Origin of the sequence: Agrobacterium vitis, assembly GCF_013337045.2 — a bacterium.
Taxonomy (GTDB): domain Bacteria; phylum Pseudomonadota; class Alphaproteobacteria; order Rhizobiales; family Rhizobiaceae; genus Allorhizobium; species Allorhizobium vitis_B.
In genome coordinates, this window is sequence record NZ_CP118259.1 from 3,073,597 (window position 1) to 3,099,017 (window position 25,421).

At 57.5% G+C, this 25,421-nt stretch carries 24 protein-coding genes, 1 tRNA gene and 3 pseudogenes; 11 read left to right on the forward strand and 17 right to left on the reverse strand.

Features of this window, described 5'->3' with window-relative positions:
* Positions 1-6 precede the first annotated feature (6 nt).
* Genes G6L01_RS14565 through G6L01_RS14585 form a run of 5 tightly spaced genes read right to left on the reverse strand, consistent with a single transcriptional unit; the run spans position 7 to position 2,950 of the window.
* Positions 7-588 (reverse strand): DUF3291 domain-containing protein, encoded by a 582-nt coding sequence (locus G6L01_RS14565; protein WP_070164399.1) that lies wholly within the window; start codon positions 586-588, stop codon positions 7-9.
* 2 nt (positions 589-590) lie between these two features.
* On the reverse strand, positions 591-1,019 hold the full coding sequence (locus tag G6L01_RS14570; RefSeq protein ID WP_070164398.1) for a DUF1178 family protein: 429 nt from the start codon (positions 1,017-1,019) through the stop codon (positions 591-593).
* The gene (locus tag G6L01_RS14575) at positions 1,016-1,873 is read right to left on the reverse strand and encodes a carbon-nitrogen hydrolase family protein (protein WP_070164397.1); all 858 of its coding nucleotides are present in this window, start codon (positions 1,871-1,873) and stop codon (positions 1,016-1,018) included. The genes G6L01_RS14570 and G6L01_RS14575 overlap by 4 nt, the downstream gene beginning before the upstream one ends.
* 9 nt (positions 1,874-1,882) lie before the next feature.
* Positions 1,883-2,137: a glutaredoxin 3 gene (gene grxC / locus G6L01_RS14580; RefSeq protein WP_070164396.1), complete on the reverse strand. Its 255-nt coding sequence runs from the start codon at positions 2,135-2,137 to the stop codon at positions 1,883-1,885.
* Positions 2,138-2,188: 51 nt separating this feature from the next.
* Complete coding sequence (locus G6L01_RS14585) at positions 2,189-2,950, reverse strand: ComF family protein (protein WP_070164395.1); 762 nt, start codon at positions 2,948-2,950, stop codon at positions 2,189-2,191.
* Between the two features lie 311 nt (positions 2,951-3,261).
* Between G6L01_RS14585 and G6L01_RS14590 the strand changes: the two genes are divergently transcribed.
* Positions 3,262-4,131: a methyltransferase domain-containing protein gene (locus G6L01_RS14590; protein ID WP_070164394.1), complete on the forward strand. Its 870-nt coding sequence runs from the start codon at positions 3,262-3,264 to the stop codon at positions 4,129-4,131.
* 56 nt (positions 4,132-4,187) lie between these two features.
* Here the strand turns inward: G6L01_RS14590 and G6L01_RS14595 are convergent, their stop codons facing one another.
* The 6 genes from G6L01_RS14595 to G6L01_RS14620 form a co-directional block, all read right to left on the reverse strand.
* A complete protein-coding gene (locus G6L01_RS14595; protein WP_070164393.1) occupies positions 4,188-4,376 on the reverse strand; it encodes a Flp family type IVb pilin in 189 nt (62 codons plus the stop codon).
* Positions 4,377-4,506: 130 nt separating this feature from the next.
* A complete protein-coding gene (locus tag G6L01_RS14600; RefSeq protein ID WP_070164437.1) occupies positions 4,507-4,827 on the reverse strand; it encodes a hypothetical protein in 321 nt (106 codons plus the stop codon).
* Positions 4,828-5,337: 510 nt separating this feature from the next.
* Positions 5,338-5,760 carry an 8-oxo-dGTP diphosphatase MutT gene (mutT, locus tag G6L01_RS14605; RefSeq protein WP_070164392.1) on the reverse strand — a complete coding sequence of 141 codons (423 nt, stop codon included), beginning with the start codon at positions 5,758-5,760 and terminating at the stop codon, positions 5,338-5,340.
* Positions 5,757-6,560 (reverse strand): GNAT family N-acetyltransferase, encoded by an 804-nt coding sequence (locus G6L01_RS14610; RefSeq protein WP_070164391.1) that lies wholly within the window; start codon positions 6,558-6,560, stop codon positions 5,757-5,759. The genes mutT and G6L01_RS14610 overlap by 4 nt, the downstream gene beginning before the upstream one ends.
* Positions 6,560-7,801 (reverse strand): bifunctional glutamate N-acetyltransferase/amino-acid acetyltransferase ArgJ, encoded by a 1,242-nt coding sequence (gene argJ, locus G6L01_RS14615; protein ID WP_174089276.1) that lies wholly within the window; start codon positions 7,799-7,801, stop codon positions 6,560-6,562. Before argJ ends, G6L01_RS14610 begins: the two co-directional genes overlap by 1 nt.
* Before the next feature lie 87 nt (positions 7,802-7,888).
* Positions 7,889-8,764: a peptidylprolyl isomerase gene (locus tag G6L01_RS14620; RefSeq protein ID WP_070164389.1), complete on the reverse strand. Its 876-nt coding sequence runs from the start codon at positions 8,762-8,764 to the stop codon at positions 7,889-7,891.
* 262 nt (positions 8,765-9,026) lie between these two features.
* Here G6L01_RS14620 and secA point away from each other — a divergent pair, with 262 nt between their 5' ends.
* From secA to G6L01_RS14635, 3 genes are all read left to right on the forward strand, one after another.
* Positions 9,027-11,726, forward strand: a complete 2,700-nt coding sequence (gene secA / locus G6L01_RS14625) for a preprotein translocase subunit SecA (RefSeq protein ID WP_070164436.1) — start codon at positions 9,027-9,029, stop codon at positions 11,724-11,726.
* A gap of 154 nt (positions 11,727-11,880) precedes the next feature.
* Positions 11,881-13,293, forward strand: coding sequence for a lipopolysaccharide biosynthesis protein (locus G6L01_RS14630; RefSeq protein WP_070164388.1), 1,413 nt, complete (start codon positions 11,881-11,883; stop codon positions 13,291-13,293).
* Between the two features lie 20 nt (positions 13,294-13,313).
* Positions 13,314-14,597, forward strand: coding sequence for a GNAT family N-acetyltransferase (locus G6L01_RS14635; RefSeq protein ID WP_070164387.1), 1,284 nt, complete (start codon positions 13,314-13,316; stop codon positions 14,595-14,597).
* A 13-nt stretch (positions 14,598-14,610) separates the two neighbouring features.
* Here the strand turns inward: G6L01_RS14635 and G6L01_RS14640 are convergent, their stop codons facing one another.
* Positions 14,611-16,266 (reverse strand): AMP-binding protein, encoded by a 1,656-nt coding sequence (locus G6L01_RS14640; RefSeq protein ID WP_070164386.1) that lies wholly within the window; start codon positions 16,264-16,266, stop codon positions 14,611-14,613.
* A gap of 588 nt (positions 16,267-16,854) precedes the next feature.
* On the opposite strand from G6L01_RS14640, the gene G6L01_RS14645 reads away from it, so the two are divergent.
* The 3 genes and pseudogenes from G6L01_RS14645 to G6L01_RS28120 form a co-directional block, all read left to right on the forward strand.
* Positions 16,855-17,073, forward strand: coding sequence for a hypothetical protein (locus G6L01_RS14645; RefSeq protein ID WP_081344021.1), 219 nt, complete (start codon positions 16,855-16,857; stop codon positions 17,071-17,073).
* 253 nt (positions 17,074-17,326) lie between these two features.
* A complete protein-coding gene (locus G6L01_RS14650) occupies positions 17,327-18,235 on the forward strand; it encodes a sensor domain-containing diguanylate cyclase (RefSeq protein WP_081344020.1) in 909 nt (302 codons plus the stop codon).
* 301 nt (positions 18,236-18,536) lie between these two features.
* Positions 18,537-18,725: pseudogene (locus tag G6L01_RS28120) on the forward strand (hypothetical protein); the annotation flags it as partial.
* A gap of 255 nt (positions 18,726-18,980) precedes the next feature.
* Here the strand turns inward: G6L01_RS28120 and G6L01_RS14660 are convergent.
* The gene (locus G6L01_RS14660; protein WP_174096411.1) at positions 18,981-19,859 is read right to left on the reverse strand and encodes a class I SAM-dependent methyltransferase; all 879 of its coding nucleotides are present in this window, start codon (positions 19,857-19,859) and stop codon (positions 18,981-18,983) included.
* 364 nt (positions 19,860-20,223) lie between these two features.
* Here G6L01_RS14660 and G6L01_RS14665 point away from each other — a divergent pair.
* Positions 20,224-20,373: pseudogene (locus G6L01_RS14665) on the forward strand (glycoside hydrolase family 19 protein); the annotation flags it as partial.
* Positions 20,374-20,411: 38 nt separating this feature from the next.
* Positions 20,412-20,537: pseudogene (locus G6L01_RS14670) on the forward strand (IS481 family transposase); the annotation flags it as partial.
* A 172-nt stretch (positions 20,538-20,709) separates the two neighbouring features.
* Here the strand turns inward: G6L01_RS14670 and G6L01_RS14675 are convergent.
* A complete protein-coding gene (locus tag G6L01_RS14675) occupies positions 20,710-22,077 on the reverse strand; it encodes an enoyl ACP reductase FabMG family protein (RefSeq protein WP_070164382.1) in 1,368 nt (455 codons plus the stop codon).
* A 558-nt stretch (positions 22,078-22,635) separates the two neighbouring features.
* A tRNA-Leu gene (locus tag G6L01_RS14680) sits at positions 22,636-22,720 on the reverse strand.
* 238 nt (positions 22,721-22,958) lie between these two features.
* Here G6L01_RS14680 and G6L01_RS14685 point away from each other — a divergent pair.
* Together G6L01_RS14685 and G6L01_RS14690 are read left to right on the forward strand one after the other, a co-directional pair.
* Complete coding sequence (locus G6L01_RS14685; protein WP_070164381.1) at positions 22,959-23,549, forward strand: YqaA family protein; 591 nt, start codon at positions 22,959-22,961, stop codon at positions 23,547-23,549.
* A gap of 23 nt (positions 23,550-23,572) precedes the next feature.
* Positions 23,573-24,085 (forward strand): disulfide bond formation protein B, encoded by a 513-nt coding sequence (locus G6L01_RS14690; RefSeq protein ID WP_070164380.1) that lies wholly within the window; start codon positions 23,573-23,575, stop codon positions 24,083-24,085.
* Here G6L01_RS14690 and G6L01_RS14695 read toward each other — a convergent pair.
* Together G6L01_RS14695 and G6L01_RS14700 are read right to left on the reverse strand one after the other, a co-directional pair.
* The gene (locus G6L01_RS14695) at positions 24,082-24,639 is read right to left on the reverse strand and encodes an HNH endonuclease (protein WP_015917300.1); all 558 of its coding nucleotides are present in this window, start codon (positions 24,637-24,639) and stop codon (positions 24,082-24,084) included. The genes G6L01_RS14690 and G6L01_RS14695 overlap by 4 nt on opposite strands.
* Positions 24,640-24,737: 98 nt before the next feature.
* Positions 24,738-25,391: a DNA-3-methyladenine glycosylase family protein gene (locus G6L01_RS14700; protein ID WP_081344019.1), complete on the reverse strand. Its 654-nt coding sequence runs from the start codon at positions 25,389-25,391 to the stop codon at positions 24,738-24,740.
* Positions 25,392-25,421: the final 30 nt, after the last annotated feature.

Here is a 25,421-nt window from a genome sequence, read left to right on the forward strand (position 1 = left end):
CCCATCTCATACCGGCATTGAGACGAGACGTTCCAGCAAGTCCTGCTGACGAGAGCAATTGTCGCTGGCAAGCTGCTTTATCCGCGCTCGATCAAGGTGATAGGGCGTACCATCCTCAGCGAAAGCCTGCTTGAACGTGAAACCGAAGGGCGTCGGGCCGTGATCGGCGAGATGCTCGAGCCTTACCACCCCCTCCGACCATTGCGGCCTGCTGCCTGCAGGCACCCACCACAGCACCAAAGATGGCCAGGTCTGCTTCACATTCCAGTGGCGAGCGTGTTTCAGGGCGTCGGCATGGACCCCATTATAGGTGAAGGCCATCAGCGTCTCCGGGTCTTGCCAGAGCGAAAGAGACGATGGACCGGAGGTAAAGCCGCTACCGTCCATAAAACGCGGAAACACCTGCACGCCCCAGCTTTCCGGCCCCGGTTCGCCCTCATAACCCGAACGACCGATAAAGCCCGTGGAGCGCGTAGCGGCTTCAAAATTGAGGGGCTCGCGGTCAACAAAGCCCTGAATGACCGGGTCTCCAGATGGCGCGACATGCAGGCCGAAATTATAGAGCGCGAGATGATGGGTGGATGACATGCTCAATTCACATCGTCAGGCAGAACCGGCAGAGGCGCGATTTCGATCCCTTCCTCGATCAGGGCGCGCGCCTCGTCTGGGCTGGCATTGCCGATAATCCCCCGAGCATCAGCCTCGCCGTAATGGATCTTACGGGCCTCTTCGGGAAACCGCTCGCCGACATCTTCGCTATTGGCCCTGACGGTCGCAACCGCCTCCTTCAACTTCACGAAGGCTTCACGCTGGGCAGCGTCATAGGCCACCTTCTGGCGCTCTTCCTTGCTGCGCGCCGTCGAGACCATCGGCGCCATCAGGCTTTTGGAAATTGAGGCGGAAGCACAGACCGGGCAGGTCAAAAAGCCGCTGGCTTTCTGGCGGTCGAAATCATCGCTTTGCGCAAACCAGCCCTCAAATTCATGGGCCTGATCGCAGATGAGGGAATAGCGGATCAAACCGTCTGCCCTCCCTTGGCCAGCGTTGGGACCATGTCGAGATTGAAATCACGGCCATTCTTAAGATTTGGTATCTTCATCCGCGCCGCCTTGACGGCATCGAGATCGATCTCGGCCATCACCACGGCCTCGCCCGCAGCCGGGCCTTCCGCCAGAATTTTCCCCCAGGGATCGATGATCAGCGAATGCCCATAGGTTTCGCGCCCATCCTCATGGGTACCGCCCTGGGCGGCGGCAATGACGAACGCACCATTCTCGATGGCCCGCGCCCTGAGCAGGATATGCCAATGCGCCTCGCCGGTCTGCCGGGTGAAAGCCGCCGGCACCGTCAGAATGTCGGCACCCGCCATGGCTTCCGTGCGAAACAGTGAGGGAAACCGCACATCGTAGCAAATCGCAAAGCCGAGTTTGGCGAAGGGCAAATCAGCCACGCAAGCGTTCTTGCCGGGCGTATAAGCGGCACTTTCCCGCCAGCTTTCACCATTGTCCAGATCCACGTCGAACATATGAATCTTGTCATAGGTGCAGATCCGCCGACCATTTGGCCCGAACAACAGACCGCGATTGGCAATCATCCCATCGGCACGGGCAATCGCCGTCGAGCCGACATGGACATGGATCTTCAGTTCCGCAGCCAGTTGGGCCGCCGTCACGGCAATCAAGTCATTGTCGTCATCGCGCAACATCGCCCGCAAAGCATCCCGGTTACGCTGCAAGGCCCCGGTCATTTCCGGGGTCTGGACATAGATCGCCCCTGCTGCTGCTGCCTCGCGCACCAAACGCGCCATGGTAGCGGCGTTCTTCTCAAGATCGGTGCCTGAGCACATTTGCAGGGCTGCAACCGCAATGGTCATGATCTATCCTCAGGCCGCCAGCATCGGATCAAGCTTTCCGGCCCGTTCCATCGCATGCAGATCATCGCAACCGCCGACATGGGTGGCGTCGATGAAGATTTGCGGAAAGGTGTTACGACCGGATTTGTCGACCATTTCCTGGCGCAGTGCCGCATTGCCTGTGGTATCGACCTCGGTGAAAGCAACACCCTTGGTGGTCAGAAGCGCCTTGGCGCGAGCGCAATATTCACAGTATTTCCGCGTGTAGATGATCACGGACGCCATGCTCGTCTCCGGTTCATTGTTGATGAAATAATGTCTGTCAGTATTGTAATCTCATATAGGTGTTACAAGCGCCATTGCAAAGGTCAAGACCGTGACTTCCACTGCCCCCGCCCGCTTCAGCGCACGGGTGGCGGCACTGACTGTGGCCCCCGTCGTGTAGACATCATCAACCAGCACCAGATGACGGCCAAACACCTGATCGCGGCGGTTTTCCGCCACTTTGAAAGCCCCGCGAACATTGTCTGCCCGAGCCTTTTCCGTCAGCCCGACCTGCTTTTGCGTCCGTTTCACCCTCGTCAAAACTCCCGGCAGGAATGGCTTGTTCGAAAGCCCGGCCAAGGCACGACCCAGTTCCGCCGATTGGTTATATTGCCGTGAAAATAACCGCCAGCGATGCAGCGGCACCGGCAGGATCGCATCAGCACGGAGCAGTTCCTGACCGCCGGCCCGTATCATCCAATGGGCCATCATCGGTGCCAGATCGGTTCTGTCGCCATATTTCAGCCGGTGGACCAGATCACGCGCCGCACCATCATGCACCGCCGCCGCCCGCAGCCGGTCAAAAACCGGCGGATTGGCAATCGCTTCGGCGCAAACCATGCCCTGGCCTGGATCAAACCCGAAAGGCAGACCGAGAATTTCGCAATAGGGCCGCTCGATGAACCGCACCGAACACCAGCAATCGGAACACAGGCTGCCAGCCTTGGCAACCGGCAGACCGCAAGTGGCGCAGCCGGGGGGATAGACCAGATCGCGCAGCGACCGGCCAAGCGTTTGCGTCCCCCGAACACCCCGATGCGCCAGGGCCACCATTCCGTGCCTGGCTTGCCGGATATAGTCCACCCCGCCTCCATTCGCCCGCATCATACCAATATACCCTACCCGATCCCGCCCAAGGCCCATGAATGCACCATAAAAGTGAGGGTGCGGTATACTGCACTTAACGCCCAAGAGGATTCAAGCCACTTGGAACCTTTAAGGGGACAGACCGGTGCACAATCCCTCTGGGGTAAACGCGGGAGTGTTCGAGCCCAATTACGCGATTTCCTGCGCAAATCGATTCCGATTGGCGCAATTATGCAGTAGGCACTTGGTTTCTCGAAAAACAACACCGGGAGGTTTCCGTGGAGCCGCTATTCGATCCTGATCTCGTCGTCCGCAACCGCGAGCGTGCTTTCGGCGCAGGTGATACCGGAGCTGGTTTCCTGCTGGATATCGTCGCGCAAGAACTGACCGAGCGGCTGGCTGTGGTCGAGCGCCAGTTTGAAACCGCGGTGGAACTGCACGGCATGGATGGCAGGGTCGGGAGGGCCTGTCTGGAAACAGGACGGATCGGCCAATTGCAGCGGGTGGAAACCAGCAGCCGCTTTGCCCGGCAGGGGGAAACGCTGATCCCCGGTCCTATCGAGCATCTTCCTCTTGGCGAGCAAAGCGCCAATCTTCTGCTGTCGCCGCTTGCCCTGCATCTGGCCAATGACATGCCGGGCCTGCTGATCCAGATGCGCCGGTCACTCCAGCCTGACGGTCTCTTGCTGGCAGCCTTGCCCGGGGCCGGAACGCTTGGCGAATTGCGCGATGTGCTGTTGACGACCGAGATCGAAATCAGCGGCGGAGCAAGCCCCCGCGTCATGCCCTTTGCCGATGTGCGCGATATGGGCGCATTGTTGCAGCGGGCGGGCTTTGCCCTTCCGGTCGTCGATGTCGAGACCTATACGGTGCGATATGATGGAATTCTGGCGCTGATGCGCGATCTCAAAGCCATGGGCATGGCCAATCCGCTGGCCGCCCGCAGCCGCAAACCGCTGACCCGGCAGTTTTTCCTGCGCGCCGCCGAACTGTATGCCGAACGCTATAGCGATGCCGATGGCCGCATTCGCGCCAGTTTCTCGATCATCTACATGTCAGGCTGGGCCCCGCATGAAAGCCAGCCAAAACCGCTCAAGCCTGGATCTGCGAAAATTCGCCTCGCCGACGCACTGGGCGGCAACCCGTAGCGGCAAGCCGTAAAGGATCATTCAAGTGTTTTTCGCAAGCCTGAAAGCGCCGCCGATCAGGCTTGCGGCATGGCAGCAATGATGGAATCAAACAGCCTGTCCAGCGCGTCGTAATAAACGCCAAGCGCCAGATAAAGCGTCACCGCGATCACCCCCGCGATCAGGCTATACTCGATTGCAGTCGCACCAGATGTTTGGCGAAAAATCGCCGACGAGCCGGAAAACCGGCGCAAAAGCCCCATCATACCCCTAGCCTAAAACCATGCGCCCCCGCATGGGTGATCGAAGCGAACGTTTTGTCATACAAAAACGCTCTGTCTGTTTGTTTTCAAATATTTCGCGGATTAACCACCTAGCCCATACCATCACGGGTTATCAGCAGGCATCCCCATTGCCGGGATTGACGATACAGACGGAACCGGGCGTCTCCTGCAAGACGCTGCGCCGGATCGTATAGCGCTTTCCAGCGTCGCGCTCGCCGGGAATGGAGCCGGTGCTCATCCGATCGACATCAGCGGGTCGCGCGGCCAATTGGCCGGACGTGGTCTTGTCTGCGAGCATCGGCGTCAGCACCAGCGATACCGCTACAGCCGTGACGGCAAACAACAAGGCAAGATTGACAACGCCAACTCTGCCGGACCTGGAAGTAGCACGTCGCGACTGCCGTCCGCCCTTTCCGAAATCCTTCTGCGTCATCGCAAACCTCACAAAATCCAAAGGGCTACTTTCCGGACCATGGCCCGCCGGACGATTGCCCCACAATCGGCCAGAAAGATCAGGAGGTTTTGCATCACTGACAATGCAAAACCCCTATTGCAAACCCAAAGACCCGATTCGATTCTTGATATCGCGCCCAAGAGGGTCTCGACATCAACACACCGCAGCAGGCGACATCCTGCACGATAGAACCGTAAAGTCCTGAGATCACTGCGTTATTTTTTATCGAACGATACCGCGCCCCATGCGATCATGCCGTCCGACGCCCAACGCACATAAGACGATGCACGAAGCGCCTGTGCATGATGGGGGAATAATGCCGGTTTGAGGATTAACTTTCTATTAATCGCCGATAAAAACCGGTGAGCAATGGCCCATCTCGCGGGCTTATCCCGGCATTTCACACGGGCCCACAGGACAAACCTGCTGCATAATTCCTGAAATCGGAATCGGATTCCCCTTGTCCATGATACGCTGTAAAGACAACGCCTATAGCAAATCCAGCAGGAATGGGATCAAAGGTTCATCGGCTGGCGGCATCGGATAGGACCGCAGATCTCGGGGTTTGACCCATTTGATCGCCTGGCCTTCCCGCCCCTGCGGCATGCCCTCATAGCGACGGCAGACATAGAGCGGCATCAGCAGGTGGAATGTTTCATAGGTGTGGCTGGCAAAGGTCAGCGGCGCCAGACAGGGAATTTTCGTGGCGATGCCAAGCTCTTCCTCCAGCTCGCGAACCAGGGTTTCTTCTGGTGTTTCGCCGGGTTCCACCTTGCCGCCAGGAAATTCCCAGAGCCCGGCCAGCGATTTTCCTTCCGGCCTTTGCGCCAGCAGAATGCGTCCGTCGCTGTCCAGCAGAGCGCAGGCGGCAACCAGCAGAATAGGCCGAGGCCCTGGTACTGGCACTGTCATTCTTCGCCCTCTGCCTTGGCGGCGGTTTCGTGACGCCAGTAGCAATAGCGATAGGCTTCCATGAAGCCGAGCTTTTGATAGAGCGAGAGAGCCGGACCGTTATCGGCCTGCACCTGAAGCCAGGCGCTTTTCGCTCCCCTTATCCGCGCCCAGCGCAGGGCCGCATAGGTCAGTTCCAGACCGGTGCCCTTGCCGCGATGGGCTTCACCCACGGCAAGCTGCAACAGTCCGGCAAGATCATTGTCTTGCACACAGATAGCGGCCGCTACCGGGCCATTGTCAGGCACTTCGATCAGGAACAGGCCAAGCGGCGGCTTGATATTGCTGATCAATTCGGCAAGCGCCGGCTTCGACGCGGCATCCTCATTGCGCAGCGCCAGACTGGCATCGACGAAACGACCGATATCCTGAGTCGGCAGGTGGTCCATCACATCGAGATCGCAAAGCTCCGCCAAGTCGAGCGCCATGACCAGGCTTTCGTCGAAACGGGTCCAACCATCCTCACGCAGCACATCGATCACTTGCGGCGGCGCCAAGGGCGTTTCGCGAAACACCATGGGCCGGCCATAGGATTCGAATTTGCGCTCCGCCTTTTCCAGCCGCAGACGGATATCGCGGATATCGGAGCGGTCCAGCGCCACCACGCAATTGACCCGCTTCGACGGATGTCCGCCCGTCAGCCTAACCTGCCAGCTGCCGTCATATTGAACCGAGGCTGCGGGCCAGGCGCGAAAGCTGACGGCTTCCAGCCTGCGAACCTGCGGCAGGTTCGGCGCGTGTGGTGACTGATCCACCGCCATCAGCTCCGGTAATCCCCGTTGATGGCCACATATTCCTTGGTGAGATCGCAGGTCCAGACCCTGGCTGTCCCCTTCCCAAGCCCAAGCTCGACCGTGACCGGAATGTCTTGGCCCTGCATCACTGCTGTGGCTGCCGCTTCAGAATAATCCGGATCGCGCTCACCGTTAACAGCAACGCGCACGTCGCCGAACCAAATGGCCAGACGATCACGGTCAGCAAGTTCGCCCGCCTTGCCGACAGCCATGACCACCCGGCCCCAATTGGCGTCTTCGCCGGCAACCGCCGTCTTCACCAAGGGCGAATTGGCAATCGAAAGGGCAATGACCTTGGCAGCAGCATCGGTTTCGGCACCCTTGACGGTGACTTCCACCATCTTGCGCGCACCTTCGCCATCACGCACCACCTGGAGGGCCAGATCCTTCAAGAGATCGTTCAGCGCTGCCCGGAACCCGTCGAGACGCGCGTCGTCGGCAGTCTCAACACGCGACTGGCCGTCACTGGCCGCAGCCCCGGTCGCAAACAGCATCAACGTATCGGAGGTCGAAGTATCACTATCGACCGTCACGGAATTAAAGCTTGGACCGACACCCGCCGACAGCAATGCCTGCAAGGCGACGGGCGCGATATCGGCATCGGTGACCACGAAGGACAGCATGGTCGCCATATCAGGCGCGATCATGCCCGCACCCTTGGCAATGCCGTTGATGGTCACAGTCACGCCGCCGATCTCAGTGCTGCGGGTCGCGACTTTCGGATAGGTATCCGTGGTCATGATCGCCTTGGCGGCTTCCAGCCAGAAATCGCCCTTGGCGTCGCGGGCCATATCATCAAGCACACCAGCAAATTTCGTCGCATCCAAAGGCTCGCCGATCACGCCGGTCGAGGCCAGATAAATTTCATGTTCATCGCATTTGAGCGCCGATGCCGCCGATTTGGCCGTCAGCTCAGTTGCGGCCCGGCCCTTGGTGCCGGTAAAGGCATTGGCATTACCGGAATTGACCACCACGCCACGCGCCACGCCATGGGCCAGGTTTTTCCGGCAGAAATCCACCGGTGCGGACGGGCATTTGGACCGGGTAAACACGCCCGCAACGCTAGCAGGCTGGTCGAACACCATTAGCAGCACATCGGTGCGGTTCTTGTATTTGATGCCCGCTGCAGCTGTTGCCATGGAGACGCCGCGAAGCGCGGGCATGTCGGCAAAAGATTTCGGCGCAAGAGGAGAAACACTGGCTGACATAGCTGGAAACGGCCCCGGAAAAGACGAACGACAAAAGGACACCGCCGCATCGCGGCCTATGCGCGATGCGGCGGAATGAGCAATTGCTTATGGCTTCGGCGCGGCAGCAGCGTCCGGATCGGCCTGCTGCTTGCTGATGTCCTCATAGCCCTTCTTCAGAGCCGGATCGACGATCTCGACCTTTTCAGAGGTCTTGGCCTTTTCCAGCAGGGCCAGATATTTGTCACGCATCACCAGCTGGCGAACCTGCTGCTGCACATCTTCGAATTTCGGCGGAGCCGCGTCGCGGATCTCTTCGACCTTGATGACGTGGAAGCCGAACTGGCTCTTGACCGGGGTCTTGGTATAAGTGCCGGGCTTGAGCGCAAAGGCAGCTTCTTCAAATTCAGGCACCATGCGGCCCTTGGAGAAGAAACCGAGGTCACCGCCGTCCGATCCGCTGGAATCGGTCGATTTTTCCTTGGCCAGTTCGGCAAAATCCTTGCCGCCATCCAACTGCTTGATCACATCCTTGGCTTCATCCTCGGTCTTCACCAGAATGTGACGGGCGTGAATTTCCTGCTCCTTCGGCAGAGCGGCAATTTCCTTCTCATAGCGCGCCTTGACTTCCTCATCGGTCGTCACGTCTACGACATGCTTCTTGAAATAGGCATTGTGCAATTCCCGGTCGGCAATGAACGCCATGCGCTGCTTGTAGGCCGGATCGTCCTGCATTTTTTCGCCGATAGCGCTGCCAGCCAACAGCTTGACATCGATGGCACCGGACAAAGCCGCGACCTTTTTCTGGTCATCCGGCATCTGGGCAAACTGGGGATCGAGATTGGCAATGGCAAGATCCAGCTCGGACTGGTGGATTTCCAGCGAGCCAACCTTGGCGACGACAGCATCGTCGGCATGGGCGTAGGAAGACAGCGCCACAAGGGCGGCGCAGGCCGCCAGGACGAGTTTGTGAGAACGCAGCATATAATAACCCTTCGGTAAAGAGGCCGATTGCGACTGTCAATCGGGTCGAAAACACCCTAAACCACGCGATTGTGGCACTTGTGGTGCATGCTGTCCCGTTGACATAATTCGACCCCCCTCTTATCTGTCACGCAACTCCGCGTCCAGAGCAGTTTCCGGAGGCGGTACGCCAATCTCCACTGTCATGTGGCCGTGAGCGACCGGGAGCAGACCCGGGGCTTCGGTTTCAACCTCGTGACGGAATTCAGAAAGGACCATGGACATGGTCAGTCTTGGTGGGATCGCCCGCAAAATTTTCGGCTCCTCGAATGAACGCCGCATCCGGGGGAACAAGCCTCGCGTGGCCGCCATCAACGCGCTGGAGGACAGCATAAAGGCATTGAGTGATGCCGAGCTGGCCGCAAAGACCGAGGAATTCAAGGGTGAGCTTGCCAAGGGCAAGACACTCGACGACATTCTCGTCCCGGCCTTTGCCGTGGCGCGCGAAGCATCGCGCCGGGCGCTCGGCATGCGGCCTTTCGATGTGCAGCTGATCGGCGGCATGATCCTGCATGAAAATGCCATTGCCGAAATGAAGACCGGCGAAGGTAAGACGCTGGTGGCAACGCTCGCCGTCTATCTCAACGCACTGTCCGGCAAGGGCGTGCATGTGGTGACGGTCAATGATTATCTTGCCAGCCGCGACGCCGCCATCATGGCCAAGCTCTACAGCTTCCTCGGCCTGACCACCGGTGTCATCGTGCATGGCATGAACGACGACGAGCGCCGTGAGGCCTATGCCTGCGACATCACCTACGCCACCAATAACGAGCTTGGCTTCGACTACCTGCGCGACAACATGAAATATGAGCGCGGCCAGATGGTGCAGCGCGGCCATAATTACGCGATCGTCGACGAAGTGGACTCGATCCTGGTCGATGAAGCGCGCACGCCGCTGATCATTTCCGGGCCGCTCGACGACCGCTCTGATCTCTACACCACCATCGATGCCTTTATTCCGATGCTGAGCGCCGAAGACTACGAGATCGATGAAAAGCAGAAATCGGCCAATTTTTCCGAAGTCGGCACCGAAAAGCTGGAAAATCTGCTGAAAGACGCTGGCCTGCTGAAGGGTGTCTCTCTCTACGACGTCGAAAATGTCGCCATCGTCCATCATATCAACAATGCGCTGAAGGCCCACAAGCTGTTCCAGCGCGACAAGGACTATATCGTCCGCAATGACGAAATCGTCATTATCGACGAGTTCACAGGCCGGATGATGCCAGGCCGTCGTTATTCGGAAGGCCAGCACCAGGCGCTGGAAGCCAAGGAAAAGGTGACGATCCAGCCGGAAAACCAGACCCTAGCTTCGATTACCTTCCAGAATTATTTCCGGATGTATTCCAAGCTTGCCGGGATGACCGGTACAGCCAATACCGAGGCCGAGGAATTCCAGGACATCTATGGCCTCAGCGTCATCGAAGTGCCGACCAACCTGCCAATCCTGCGTATTGACGAGGACGACGAGGTCTATCGGACGTTTGAAGAAAAGTTCAAGGCGATCATTGAGGAAATCAAGGCCTCCGCGTCGCGCAATCAGCCCGTCCTGGTCGGGACAACGTCGATTGAAAAGTCCGAACTGCTGGCCACCATGCTGCGCCAGAGCGGATTTACCGATTTCAGCGTGCTGAATGCCCGTTATCACGAGCAGGAAGCCTATATCGTCTCCCAGGCTGGTGTGCCGGGCGCAGTCACCATCGCCACCAACATGGCCGGTCGCGGCACCGACATCCAGCTTGGCGGCAATATCGACATGCGGCTGGAGCGCGATCTGGAAGGCATGGAGCCCGGCCCAGAGCGTGACGCCAAGGAACAGGCGATCCGCGAGGAAGTCAAAGCCCTGAAGGAAAAGGCGCTGGCCGCAGGCGGCCTCTATGTGATCGCCACCGAGCGCCATGAAAGCCGGCGCATCGATAACCAGCTGCGTGGCCGTTCCGGCCGTCAGGGCGACCCGGGCCGTTCGAAATTCTACCTGTCGCTTCAGGACGACCTGATGCGGATCTTCGGCTCCGACCGCATGGACAGCATGCTGCAGAAACTGGGTCTGAAGGAGGGCGAGGCCATCGTCCACCCCTGGATCAACAAGGCGTTGGAACGGGCCCAGAAGAAGGTCGAGGCCCGCAACTTCGACATCCGCAAGAACCTGTTGAAGTATGACGACGTGCTGAACGACCAGCGCAAAGTCATCTTCGAACAGCGCGTCGAGCTGATGGATGCCGAGGACCTGACCGAAACCATCGATGATATGCGCCACGAGCTGATCGATACGATCGTGCGCACCCATATTCCGGAAAAGGCCTATGCCGAACAATGGGATGTCGCCGGCCTGAAGGCGGCGATAACAGGCATGCTCAACCTCGATCTTCCCATCGAGGACTGGGCGCAGGAAGAGGGCATTGCCGAAGACGATATCGTTGAACGGGTCAAGAAAGCCGCTGACGAGGTGATGGCTGAGAAGACCGAGCGCTTCGGCCCGGAAATCATGGCTTATATCGAACGGTCGGTGCTGTTGCAGACCATCGATAACCTGTGGCGCGAGCATATCGTCAACCTCGACCACCTGCGTTCGGTGGTGGGTTTCCGTGGCTATGCCCAGCGCGATCCCTTGCAGGAATACAAGGCGGAAGCGTTCGAACTGTTCCAGGCGCTGCTCGCCAACATGCGCGAGGGCGTCACCGCCCAGATGATGCGGGTTGAAATCGTCCGTGAAGCGCCCCCGGAGCCGACCCTGCCGATCATGCATGGTCACCACGAGGATCCGCAGACCGGCCAGGACGAATTTGCCGCCGCCGATGGCATCACCGCCCCTGAGAACCGCAATCCCGCCGATCCCTCGACCTGGGGCAAGGTCGGACGCAATGAAATGTGTCCTTGCGGCTCCGGCAAGCGTTTCAAGCACTGCCACGGCGCCCTGTTGGCGTAAGACAGTGCTGACGTAAGACAATCAAAATCGGCCAGCCGGATGTGTTGGCCGATTTCTCCCAGGCATAGGCTATTCAAACCCCCACGGGCAGGCTTTTGTTAACCGTAAGCTGCCAAGACTGAATGCCCTGTCGCTTCGTGCCTGAGAGTTTTGCGTGTTTATCATCGCGGTTATCCAGAGGGTGGAACATCTCCTGCCAGCCCGGCTGCACGGCCCGCTGCACAGGATCATCGCCGCCTTGTCCGCTCACGACGATGTGGCCCGCGCGCAACGCATGGCACTGATTGCCTTTGCCATCCGCATCGTCAGCGCTGCGATTGCCTTTTTCTCGCAAATCGTCCAGGCCCGGCTGATGGGCGATTTCGAATATGGTATTTTCGTCTTTGTCTGGGTCTTGGTCGTGCTGTTCGGCAATCTGTCCTGCCTGGGCTTTCATTCGACCGTCATCCGCTTTCTGCCGCAATATCACGCTCGAGATGAAATTCCTGAAATCCGTGGCATCACCGTGACCATCCGGATCTTCGCTCTCGGCCTCGCCAGCTGTCTGACTGTAACCGGTCTTATCCTGTTGAATCTTTTCGGAGATCGGATTGCCGGCTATTACCTGACACCGCTGTTTCTCGGCCTGTTTGCGCTGCCGATGATTGCGCTGGGCGATGTGCTTGACGGGACGGCGCGAGCCAATAGCTGGCCTGTTGCCGCCCTCAGCCCCACCTATATCGTAAGGCCAGTGCTGATCCTGGCCTTCATGCTGCTGGCCGTCATGCTGGGTGCGCCACGCACCGCAACCACCGCCATGCAGGCGGCCCTTGCCGCCACCTATGTCACGACCCTCAGCCAGTTCGCCACCATTCACTGGCGCCTGCGGCGAAAATATCTGCGGGGGCCTCGCCGGATCGATTTCATGGTCTGGTTTCGCGTTGCCATCCCGATTTTCCTGATCGAGGGCTTCCTGTTCCTGCTGACCAATTCCGACGTCATGGTGGTCGGGCTTTACCTGCCCCCCGACCAGGTCGGGATCTATTTTGCCGCGGCAAAAACCATGGCACTGGTGCAATTCGTCTATTTCGCGGTCAAGGCCGCCGCCGGACCACGCTTTTCAGCATTGATGAACGAAGATGATATCAGGCCGCTGGCCCTGTTTGCAGGCAGAATGGCCCGCTGGTGCTTCTGGCCGTCGCTGGTCATCGGTCTTCTGGTTCTGGTGGCAGGCGAAGTCTTGCTCGGTCTGTTCGGCCCGAATTTCACGGCAGGCTATCCGTTGATGGCCATTCTGTTTGCCGGTGCACTCACCAAAGCGCTGATTGGCCCCGGTGAGATGCTCCTGACCATGGCGGGGCGACAAAAATTGTGTGTGCTACTATATGTGATTGCTTTAGCATCTAATATCGGGCTGAATGTGACTCTCATTCCGCTTTATGGCCTCACGGGCGCGGCAACGGCTGCCGCCTCGGCAATGTTGGTGGAAGCGATCTTGTTACACATTGCCGTGCGCTACGCGCTTGGCATTGTTTTATTTGCCTTTGCCGACCCATTGTCTCGCATGAAGCAAGACAGGCCCGCATGAAGCGAACCAGGTTGTAGGATATGAACACATTACCGGTAACCGACGAGACCAGCCGGGACACGAACACCGAGCGCCCGGTTCTGCATACCGTGTCTGCGCCGGTCAACCGTCCCTCTGCCGATGGCCAGATTGCCGTGGGACGCCCTGGCCGAGATCTCTGGCTCTATCCGCGCCAGACCAGCTACGACCTTGAACAGGAAATGGACTACCTGACCAACCGAGCGCTGGAGCAGAATGTCTTCTTCTCCGCCCGTTTTCTTGCCCCCGCCATCCCCCGTCTGGACGAGCGCGAAGTGCGCATGGCGCTGATCCGCGACGAGCGGCAGGGTCGCAGCCGTATCCGCTTGCTGATGCCGTTCTCCGTGGAAAAACCGGGATTTGCAGTCGGTCCATCCATTGTTCGCGTCTGGTCCAACCCTTTCGGCCCGCTTGGCACGCCTCTGGTCGATGCTGAGGATGCGGTCGAAACGCTCGACAACCTTTTCGAGGGACTGAGCGATCCCAAAGCCAAATTGCCCTCCGTTCTGGTCCTGCCGGATCTGCGAATGGATGGGCCGGTCACAAAACTGCTAAGAGCCGTGGCGATCAGCCGTGACCTGCCGCTGACGGTGACCAATCCCTACCAGCGCCCAATGCTCGAGAGCCTGGAGGATGGAGAAACCTATCTGCGCCAGACCATCGGCAAATCCCATTGGCGCGAAATGCGCCGGCAGATGCGCCTGCTGGGTCAGCAGGGCGAATTGACCTATTCTGTCGCCCGCCAGCCGCAGGATCTGCATGTCCGCATGGAGGAATTCCTGGCACTCGAAGCCAGCGGCTGGAAAGGCCGCAAGCGCAGCGCCCTGGTCATGGACCGGCTGCGAGCCGCCTTTGCCCGCGAGGCGATGACCAATCTGGCAGAGCGCGATTCGGTCCGCATCCATACGCTCGATCTCGATGGAAAGGCCATCGCGTCCATGATTGTCTTCATTATGGGTGCCGAAGCCTATACGTGGAAGACTGCCTATGATGAGCGTTACGCGCGCTATTCGCCTGGCAAGCTTCTGGTGGCTCGATTGACGGAATGGCATCTGGACGATGCCAATATTCTGCGCACCGATTCCTGCGCCGTACCTGATCACCCGGTGATGAGCAGGCTCTGGCGGGAGCGGGAAGAGATGGGAACCATGGTCATCGGCCTCAAACGCAATGCTGACCGCGACGTGCGCCAAGTGGCGGCGCAATTGCATCTCTATCGCAACACCCGCAATATTGCCCGCATCCTGCGGGACAAAGTGCTGGGCAGACGTCAAAAAGACAGCTGATCATTGCGAGATATCAGCCGGTCATCACGCCCGGCTGTGCCTGTTGCGGTTCATCGCGCTCACGCAGCAGGCGGCGGATCACCTTGCCACTGGTGGTCAGCGGCATATCGGCGATAAACTCCACTTCACGCGGATATTCGTGCATGGACAGCCGCTGCTTCACCCAATCGGCAATGTCACGGGCCAGGGCCGGTCCAGGCTGAAAACCCGGTGCGAGCACCACATAAGCCTTGACGATTTCGGTTCGTATCGGATCGGGCTTGCCCACTGCCGCCGCCAGGCGCACAGCCGGATGACCAACCAGACAATCCTCGATTTCCGCCGGGCCGATACGGTAGCCGGATGACGTAATCACATCGTCGTCACGACCGAAAAACTCCACATAGCCTTCGCTATCCTGGCGCCCGAGATCACCGGTCAGCATCCAGTCACCGATGAATTTCTCACGGGTCGCCTGCGGATCGTTCCAATATTCCAGGAACATCACCGGATCGGGCCGGGCAATCGCCACCTGTCCGACCTTGCCGACTGGCAGTTCCCTGCCCTTGTCATCGATAATTGCCACGCGATGGCCTGGCACCGACTTACCAATGGCGCCCGCCTTGCTGACGCCCAGCCGGGCTGCCGATGACAGCACGAAATTGCATTCGGTCTGCCCATAGAATTCATTGGGGGTGATACCGAGCGCCGTCTTGACCCATTGATAGGTTTCCCGTCCCAGCGATTCCCCTGCCGAACCGATGGAACGCAGCACAAGATCATAATGCTGGCGTGGATTGTCCACCGTTTTGAGCAGCCGCAAGGCGGTGGGCGGAATGAAGGCATTGCGCACCTTCATCTCCGCCATGATGCGAAAGGCCATGGCGGGATCGAATTTCTGGGCAGGCGACGACACGACCGGCACACCCAGCATCAGGGCTGGCATCAGCACATTCAAAAGCCCGCCAGCCCAAGCCCAGTCCGAAGGCGTCCAGATCCTGTCCCCCGGCTGCGGTAGACCGTCATGGGCAAGCTGGAAGCCTGGAATGTGACCGGCAAGTACGCGATGCCCATGCAGAGCGCCCTTCGGCGCCCCTGTCGTGCCGGAGGTGAAGATCATCAGCGCCGGATCATCAGGTCCGGTCTGCAGCCCCTCAAAAGACGCCGAACCGCTCTGCCATAGAGTTTCAAAGGACAGGACGCCGGGAGAAGGCCTGCCAATGGAAATAACCTCCCGAAGGTCCGGCAGGCTGGCCCGGATGGGCTCCAGACGCGACAGACCGAAATCATTGGTGATGACCGCACAGGCGCCCGCCGTCTTCAACCGGTATTCCAATGCATCCGCACCAAACAGCAAAGCCAGCGGCAGAGCGATCGCGCCAAGCTTGTAAATCGCCACGTGGGCGATGACTGTCTCGAACCCCTGCGGCAGCAGCAAAGCCACCCGTTCCCCAGAGCCAATGCCGAGCTGGCTCAGGGCATCCGCGAAGGCGTTGGATCGTGCAGCAAGCGCCCCATAGGTTAAGGTCTGATGCGCATCGTCAGGTGAAAAATGCTCAAGACAGACCCGGTCCGGTTCGCGGGCCGCCCACTCGTCACAAACCGCCCGTCCCATGTTGAACTGAGCTGGTATGGACCAGGAAAACGCATGACAGAGAGCCTCATAGGAAGCGCTGGCAGGTAGAAACATCGATCTTGTCCTGAATGAGGTCCCCATCGCATTCCCCTGCACTGGCCAAACATTCAGAGAGTTTGTCGCAGATCCAGGATCAGCGTTTTTGTCAAAAAGATAAAAACGTCACTTGGAAAACCTATCATTCCTTTCGCAGTCGCACAATCCATCTCGCAAGCGCACACAACAGAGCGGTGCACCGACTATGGTCCCCTCGGGTTTGCTTTAGCGCGTTATATCCGTTGCATAATTTTCACCTTAAACTCCAATCAATATAAGGCGAACATTATGCAGTAGCCCCGGGAAATACTGCGGTCTCAGGCGCAGCGGAGAGAGGGCGTCAGGCCTTGATATCGTGAAATCTTTTGGATGGACGACATCGGCAATCGTCCCACCGTCGATTTTTAAGGTCGCAAAACCAGTTCGCTTTTGCTGGAACAATCCTGAGCCGAAAGGGTTGAAAGGCGGTAACGTGTGCGTGAAAGCGCCATGCCAAACCATGAAAACGTCGCGGACATGCCGCCTTTGCGACGAAGATCTGCGGCATTTTCCTGGTTAAAAGGCTCACGCACTTCAAAATGTGCGGAGCATAAAAGGAGGATACACATGCTGAAGAAAATCGTACCGGTCGTTGCTCTTCTCGGGCTTCTGGCCTCCTGCGGAGATGACAGCAGCTCCAAGAGCGGAAGCTCGACATCAACCCCCGGCACCAGTTCCTCGACCGGAGGCACCGGCGGAACAGGCAGCACCACAACGGCACCTGCTACCCCTGGAAGCGGCACGGGCAACAGTTCAGGGACAGGCACCAGCACGGGTACCCCATAAGCCTCCCGATTTTGCCTTGAGACAAGGTGGATATTGCCCGTTCGATGAGCGGGCAATGTCTTTATCCTGATGAACGGTCATCTTGCGACACTATAAAATTGTTTTGAAAACAAAAAAATTTGACGATTATTCACGGGCGACTTGCCTGGCCTAAATTCCCAAAAACCCCAAAAATATCTAGATTTTGCTTTTTTAAGCCACGATCATCCCTATCTATCCTGCCGGTTGTACACGGGGATTGAAGTTTTTAGGGATGCTTAAGAAAAATTGGATGTTGGGATGGCCGCATATGGCGGCCCAGGCGATACGTTCGTCGCTGATAACAAAGATTTTTGTAATCTGCTTTATCTCCATTCACGTGCCGCTTCTGGCGGTGGTCGCACATGTCCTTGGTGGCGGTGCGCTGAGTGAAGCAAGCATTCTGCTTGTCCTGCTGATATCGACCCTGGCCGGAACAGCTGGCTGCCTGCTGTCCCTCTGGCGGATCATTCACCCGCTACGCCAGCTCAACCAGTCCATAACCCGATACCGGCAGGAGGGTTCACCTGTTGCCATCGCGGTCAAGACGAAAGATGAAATCGGCACTGTCGCCCAGGCGGTTTCCTCCCTGGTAACAGAATTGGACAATTCTCTCAAAACCTTGACCGTTCAAGCCAATACAGATCCCCTGACTGGATTGGCAAACCGCCGGTTCATTCTGGCAAAAGGGACGGAGGCCCTTGAAGAAACCTGTCGCAGCGGCGACCCTATGTGTCTTCTTCTCTTCGATCTGGATCATTTCAAGGGCATCAATGACGCATTCGGTCATGAAACCGGCGATAGAGCATTGATTGCAGCAGCGCAGACAATCCGCAACAATCTGCGGCCAAACGATCTGGCAGGCCGGATCGGCGGCGAGGAGTTCTGCGTTCTTCTGCCGGGCACCAATCTGGTCCAAGCCCAGGCGATTGCCGAACGGCTACGCACCTGTCTGGAAAAAATCTGCCTCGAACCACTGGCGCCCGGCAGGATTACCGCCAGCTTTGGCCTTGCCCAATCCGCCGATCATTTTTCAAGTTTCCAGAAATTCATGGCCGCAACCGATATGGCGCTCTACCGCGCCAAACAACATGGCCGCAACCGCATCCACTGCGAACCTCAAAACGCCCTCAGCTATTTGTGAGGAAAAGCCAGCCACCAGACCGCAGCATTTTTGTCACCGGGCCAGCATTGGCTTAGGGAGCCCGTGACTGCCATGTTGAACTCCGTCGTGAATGACTGGATATAGTCCGAACAGCGAAAGGCCATAAGTTCGCCTGGCAATCAGGCCTCCGCTAAGGCAGCCAGCACCTTGCCCTTTTAGGAGGGAAGTCTATTGTCGACACGGTAATGACGTAAACAAGATATTTTCACGCGTTGACCGAGTGGGCGTTCAACGCGGCAGGTGTTGAAATTTGATGACGCGATAAGTGGAGGGGCTTTCCATGGACGACGTTCTGTCATCCACCGATTTCATTCAAGCGAGCCGTGTACTGAAGGTCTCGTCGCCCTTGGGCGAAGACCAGTTGTTGCCGGAAAGCATGATGGTGGACGAAGGTGTCAATCATCTGTTCGAAATCACCTTGTCGGTGCGCGCCAAGCGCGAGGCGGTGAAGCCCGAAGAGTTGATCGGCAACCAGAAATCCTCTCTTCTCAATTACCAGCTATTTGTCTCAAGGGCGTTGATGACGGACAAAGCAGACGATGAAGAGGCTCTCTCATGTCGAGGGGGTGCCAAGCGGCCCAATCGGCATCAAGCAGAAGATGAAAGAAGCCACTCATATTGAGGGTACATCGTACAAGTTCAGGCAAATCTATTGCACAATGAATACAATCTCGACCAGTGACGAGCGGATGATGACTATCAATCAACCAGCCGCTCATGAGGACTAGGCTTTCGAGTTCCGATAGACGCCTAGCATGAAATCACTTGGTATTGCGCCATTCGCTTGAAGCTGGTTTTCCAGTTCGATCAGCATCCTGACAACGGTATTGGAATCTTCCGATCCGTCGTTAATCTTTTCGCCATTGAGCAGGTCAAATATCGGATGGAGCAACGCCCCGCCGAATGGTCGAAGAAGCTCTTTGTCAAAATAGAATTCCAGAAATGGAAGGATCAGGGACGATCTAACGGATTCTGACGGGTCAACAGAGAAAACCAATTCTATGCTATGGTTTGTCCATCGCGCATCAGGGTTCCGCTTATATGGCGCTGATATCGACTTGATGACGTTGTTGAGCAGATCGACACGTTTCTGATCGTAGATGTTGTAGCATGGGCCGCAATATTCGTTGATGATGAGATAGCCGTTCGGAACGAGAGATTTCCGAACGGCGCCAAGCATCCCTTCAAGGTCTGTTACGTGGTGCAGAGACCCGATAAAAATCACTGCATCATAGTCCCCGCCCGGGTTCTGGATGAAGTCGTTGAAGTCTCGCACGAAGAAATTAGCGTTCAACCCTTCGGCCTCGGCTGCATCGGCAGCCTGCTTGATGCCAGCGGGCGAGAGATCAAATGCATCGACGGATGCAGCCCAATGGTTGCGTGCAATAATCAATTCATGAGCGCCGTCTCCGCATCCAATGGAGAGTATTTTCTTTGGCTTTTCAGGAAGGTATTCGTTGAATACCCACCAGAGCCAGAACTTGTCATCGCCTGTAATCCTGCGGTTTAACTCAGATCCGACGATTGCGCTGGAGAACCATGACGACCTCACCCCGGTCTCATAGCGGTCATCCCAATGTGTAGAAACTAGCCCCGAATTCATGCCCACCCCCATTTATTCTCAAAATCGCTATCACCCTCATTGCGTGTAGGCAAGTGTGGTTTTTGGATTTTTCACGGCGGCCTTCTGGAATCTAATCTAAAAAAAGGAAACGATCATGGATCTCGCGAGAATCTTCGCGGCGGTGCGCACGTCGGTGTTTGGCGGTGCGCTCTCGCAAAATCAGGTGAATGGCATCACGCCATTCTCGATGCCTGGCAGGCCAGCACAATGACCGATCTGCGCTGGCTGGGTCTATATGCGGGCCACCGCATTCCATGAGACTGCGCAGACGATGCGTGAAACGCGTGCGGCGACGGACGAGCAAGCTATCGCCATTCTTGACCGAACCTGGGGAAAGGGCGTGATGTCCTGGGTAAAGTCGGCCTATTGGCGGATCGGGGCCGATGGCAAGAGCTGGCTGGGGCGTGGCTATGTCCAGCTTACACACAAGGTCAACTACACCAAGCTGGGCGACGCCATCGGCATGGATCTGGCGGCCAATCAAGCATTGGCTATGCGCGAAGATGTGGCGCTTAAGGTGCTGTTTGTAGGTATGGGCGAACGCTCAAGACACTCAAAGGCCTCACGCAATACGAATTTATCTGTAAACGATGGACTTTGGAGCCGGATCGATTCCTCATCGATCCTATCCATAAAATGCCGGGACCAAACAGCTAGTCTAACGGCAGCTTCCAGAAAATTCAAAAAGGAGACCGAACGACCGACATGAGGGCACGAAGCTGCCGCACACCGATTGTCGAACCAACGTCGGCTTAGGGGGCGGTTCCTGTCGCAAGATTCGTCGCTTCATGGCCAAACACTCCGCTTCCAAGCTCAGCTTAAGAAGCCGTCACACCATCTCAAGGGGCGAAGGTTCCATTCCCGGCGCGGGAGACTCCGAATTCGAGTGGGAAGCGTTCAGTCGGCGAGCGACGATATCGTGGTTGAGCCATAGGACGGGACCGGAGGGGTCTGAAGATTCACCAAAAATGAGCTGCCCGGTTGCCTTCACAACGAGACCGCTCAGGAGGTCGCTGATCATCACCTTGTTATTGCGATGCATCTGGGTGATCCCGTTGGACGTGCTGATGGTCAAATCGGCCTGTGCCTGACTGTTTGCCATGGGCCATGCCGAAAAGTCATAGAACGGACGCATGACTTCGCTGGCCTGCATGTCGGCGATCTTCTGGAACACATCCTTCATGGTTAAGCCGTCTGCCAGAAGTTGCTGGCAGGCCTGCCACTGTTCATCTGCCCATTTGCCACCGTCTTCTTTCTTCAAGGCAAGCAGCAGTGGTATCAGGGGCAGCTCGATACCCGTGAATACATCGGAGGAATTGGTCCGGATTTCGGGACAATTATAGACAGTTGCCTTGATTCCTTTCGCCCAGGCTTGCTCTGCAATGCCTTCGAGCCGCATCTTCGCATAGCCTTGGGTATAGTTGGTGTAGGTCTGCCAACGATAGCTTCCGTCAATGAGGACTGACGATCCGTGGTAACCATAGGCCGTATATCGGACTTGACCACCCGAAGCTTCCACGCGCTCGCGGATCGCCGCGCTGAAATCAATGAGATGGCGAAAGGTGTTTGCGGAAACCTCGTCAAAATTCTGCAGGATGAGTTTTCCCATGTCACTGTCGAGCAAGGTCTGCGACGACATGTGGCGACTTCCGGTCCCCTTGTAGATTCGATTGGCGATGACCAAGAATACCTTCGCCTTCGGGATGCCTCCAGCCATTGTGTGGGCAAAGAACACATTGCGGCCAGCGGCGATCATTCCGTCGAGAACGGTCATGACTTTCGAAAGCGACTCCGTAAAACGCGCAGTGGCGATGTCGCGGCATTGCGCGATATAGTCCCAGTCGAGCTTGTCGTGTTCCCAGCTCTCAAGCGTCATTTTTGCCAGGAGATCGGTGGGAGTTAAGCCGTCTTCGGGCGCATCGAGATCGAACCCCCCCATAAGAGGTATGTTGATGATCCTGCCGCCCAGCTGGGCCTCGGCCGAAGACAGTTCCTCGGCGTCGAGCGGCCGCAGCGCGTTGTTCTCGTCGCGCCGCCCAACAGTGATCCCCACAATCTCCATTCCTGCCCGCCTGGCTTCATCGAGCAATCCAGTAGCGTATCCGCGACCGAACAGTTCGCCGAAGAGTACGAAAACATCGCCCTTACGAAAGACCGTGTTCTCGGAAAGACGATTTAGTGAAACCGGAGTGTCCATGCTGTCAGCTCTTTGATTCGTGTGTCGTCGAGCAGTGGCTCATACGGGCTTTCACAAACACATGCCCGCATTGGCACCGAATGGGAACTCATTTTCGGTGACCGTTCATTTCAAAACGTGAACTCGGTCTCTTCTGTTGCGACCATGCGGCGAAATGCCGAGGCCGTTAGAGATCGGCGCGGCGATACCGGAACGAGTTCACTGGAAGTGCTCGTCCGCGGATGTTTGCGGAGCTATTGCGCTGTCTGAGGCTCAATGTTGGCGCGTTCTATCCTTGTCGAAGTCAACTATCGGCCGCATTCCGGACGTGACTGCTCGAACAGCAGACCGACAGCCCCCACGAACGAATGCAGGTGGCGTGAACGACCGGCATGGGAGGCGCAAAGCGCAAGTGATTTCCGCTAGAGTTCGGTCGCAATCATGGCCGCTTAGCGACAACACTGGCCATCATGATTATCTGGAGAATTAACTGTTTGATCCCACGCATTCCAGCGTCGGCAAAAGGTGGGACAAAAACACCTGAAACTCTGAATGATTTCAATATACCAATGATATTGATGGTGCCCCTTGCCGGAATCGAACCAGCACTCCTCTCGGAACCTGATTTTGAGTCAGGCGCGTCTACCAATTCCGCCAAAGGGGCACTTAGAGTAGAAGGACGAACTACACGGAATAAGGGGGGGCGGTCAACCGGGTTTTTTACAAATTTGCGGTTTCACGCAAAAGTCAGGCATCCGGGCGATATCGCTGTTTTCGCCGCATTTACAGCCCATGGGCTTTGCGCATAAAGACTTGACGGAACGGCAGATATTCAGTCTTTCGTCATCTTGAATGCTGCGCCGCAATGGCAAAGACCCTCTGCATAGGACCAAGGAGCGATCATGCTGCGACGCCTTTACGACTGGACAATGTCGCTTGCCGCCCGCAAATCCGCGGAAGCCTGGCTTGGAGCAATCTCCTTTGTAGAAAGCTCAATCTTTCTTGTTCCTGCCGACGTGCTGTTCCTGCCCATGGCGCTGGCCAAGCCGGAAAAGGTCTGGCGCTATGCCACCATTGCCACCGTAACCTCGGTTCTCGGCGGCATAGCCGGTTGGTTTCTCGGCTATTATGCTTATGAAAGCATTGCCCGGCCAATCCTGGAATTCTACGGCAAGGCCGATGCCTTCGATCAGTTGCGCCTGTCGGTCGATTACGAGACGGTGGTGCTGCTGCTGATCACCTCCGGCCTGGCCCATCTGCCACCGATCAAGGTGGTTACGATCCTGTCTGGCGTCGCGCATGTGAATATCTGGTTGTTCATCATGACCGCCATCGTCGCGCGTGGAGGCCGATTTTTCTTGTTGGCCTGGCTGCTGCGTCGCTATGGCGAACCGATCCGCCACTTCATTGAAAAACGCCTCGGCCTGATCGCTGCCATCGGCGCTGTCGTACTGATTGCCCTGTTCGTCGCCTATCGCCTCCTTGTGCATTGAACAACGAGGTCCGGAGAACCATCATGACCACGCTTTCTTCCACCCGGCCCGGTCTTGCCGCGGCCCTCCTGTTGACCCTTGGCATGGCCGGGGTCGTCGGCTCGGCTTTGGCCTTTGAATATCTCGGCGGCTATATTCCCTGCGAGCTTTGCCTGTTGCAGCGCAAGCCCTATTACATCGGCGCCGCAATCGGAGTGGTGACGGTCATCGCAGCCACCATCAACCTACCCGCTAAAGTCACGAAAAGCCTGATACTGCTTCTCGGCCTGATCATGATCGTCAGCGCCGGTCTTGGCGTCTACCATGCCGGCGTCGAATGGCATTTCTGGGAAGGGCCGAGCGCCTGCTCAGCCACCAGCGGCGCAGGCTTCAACGGCAGCGGCGATATCCTCTCGCAGCTCAACAGCTTCAAGGGGCCATCCTGCACAGAAGCAGCCTTGCGGATTTTCGGTGTGTCCTTGGCCGGCTGGAATGTCCTGACCAGCCTCGTTTTGGCCGCCATAGCCTTCTGGGGCGCACGGCGCATGAAGGCTTAAGGCTGAAGCTCGGAATCCCAATAGAGATAATCCACCCAGCTTTCATGCAGGTAATTGGGTGGAAACGACCGGCCATTGTTGTGCAGGTCCTGCACGCTTGGCTGGTAGGGCTTCTGGGCCGGGAACATATTGGCCTGTTTCGGCAATTTCGACCCCTTGCGCAGATTACAAGGCGAACACGCCGCCACGACATTCTGCCAGGTTGTTTCCCCACCATGGGCGCGGGGAATGACATGGTCGAAGGTCAGGTCGTCAGGCGAGCCGCAATATTGGCACTGAAACTTGTCGCGCAGAAACACGTTGAAGCGTGTGAAGGCGGGATTGCGTGTCGGCTGCACATAGGTTTTCAGGCTGACCACGCTGGGAAGCCGCATGGAAAAGCTGGGTGAACAGACCGAATGATCGTATTCGGCGATGATATTCACACGGTCAAGGAAAACCGCCTTGATCGCGTCCTGCCAGGACCACAACGACAAGGGATAATAACTCAGTGGCCTATAATCAGCGTTGAGCACAAGCGCTGGCAAGGACTGGGGCGAAACTGCAATCGTCAAGGCGTTCTCCTGATCGATTCGGCATCTGCTCCCTCTATATTAGGCTTGCTGTTACAGGATTGTGAAGCCCAATAAATAAGCAGTGAACTGATTCTCCATCAGACCGGCACCGGCGCTGCTTCGCGTCGTAAACGCGCCGCATAAAAGGCCCAGAACAACCGTGCCGCAATGGCGCGGTATGGCCGCCAGGTCAGTGCGATTCGGGTGGTTTCGCGGATGTCCGGGCGCGCGGCAAGGCAAAGGCCGTCCCCCACCGCCGCCCGCAGCGCCACATCACCCGCCGGAAACACATCTGCGTGACCGCCACAAAACATCAAATAAACTTCCGATGTCCACAGCCCAATGCCACGCAGCCGGGTCAGCTCGGCAATGCCCGCCTCTACTGGCTGATCGAGGATTGCCAGCAGGTCAATGTCACCGGCGTGGACTGCAGACGCCAGACCGCTCAGGCAGGCATGTTTGGCGCGCGAAAGACCCAGCGAAAGCGCTGTGTCGCCCAGCGCCAGATAGGCGGCGGGGTCGGCTGTACCCATCGCCCCACAAAGCCGCCGCCAAATCGCATCGGCACTGGCGCGCGACACCATCTGCGAGACGATGATGAAGGCCAGCCCTTCGAAACCCGGCTCTGTCAACCGGAGCGGCAAAGGCCCGGCTTCGCGGGCAATGGCATGCAGCCGGGGATCGATACCAAGCAAGGCCTCAAGGCCGGTGGCAAGATCCGCCTGGCTGCGAATACGCATCGTCTCGCCCATCTCTTTTCCTCACCTGCCAAATCATGCCAA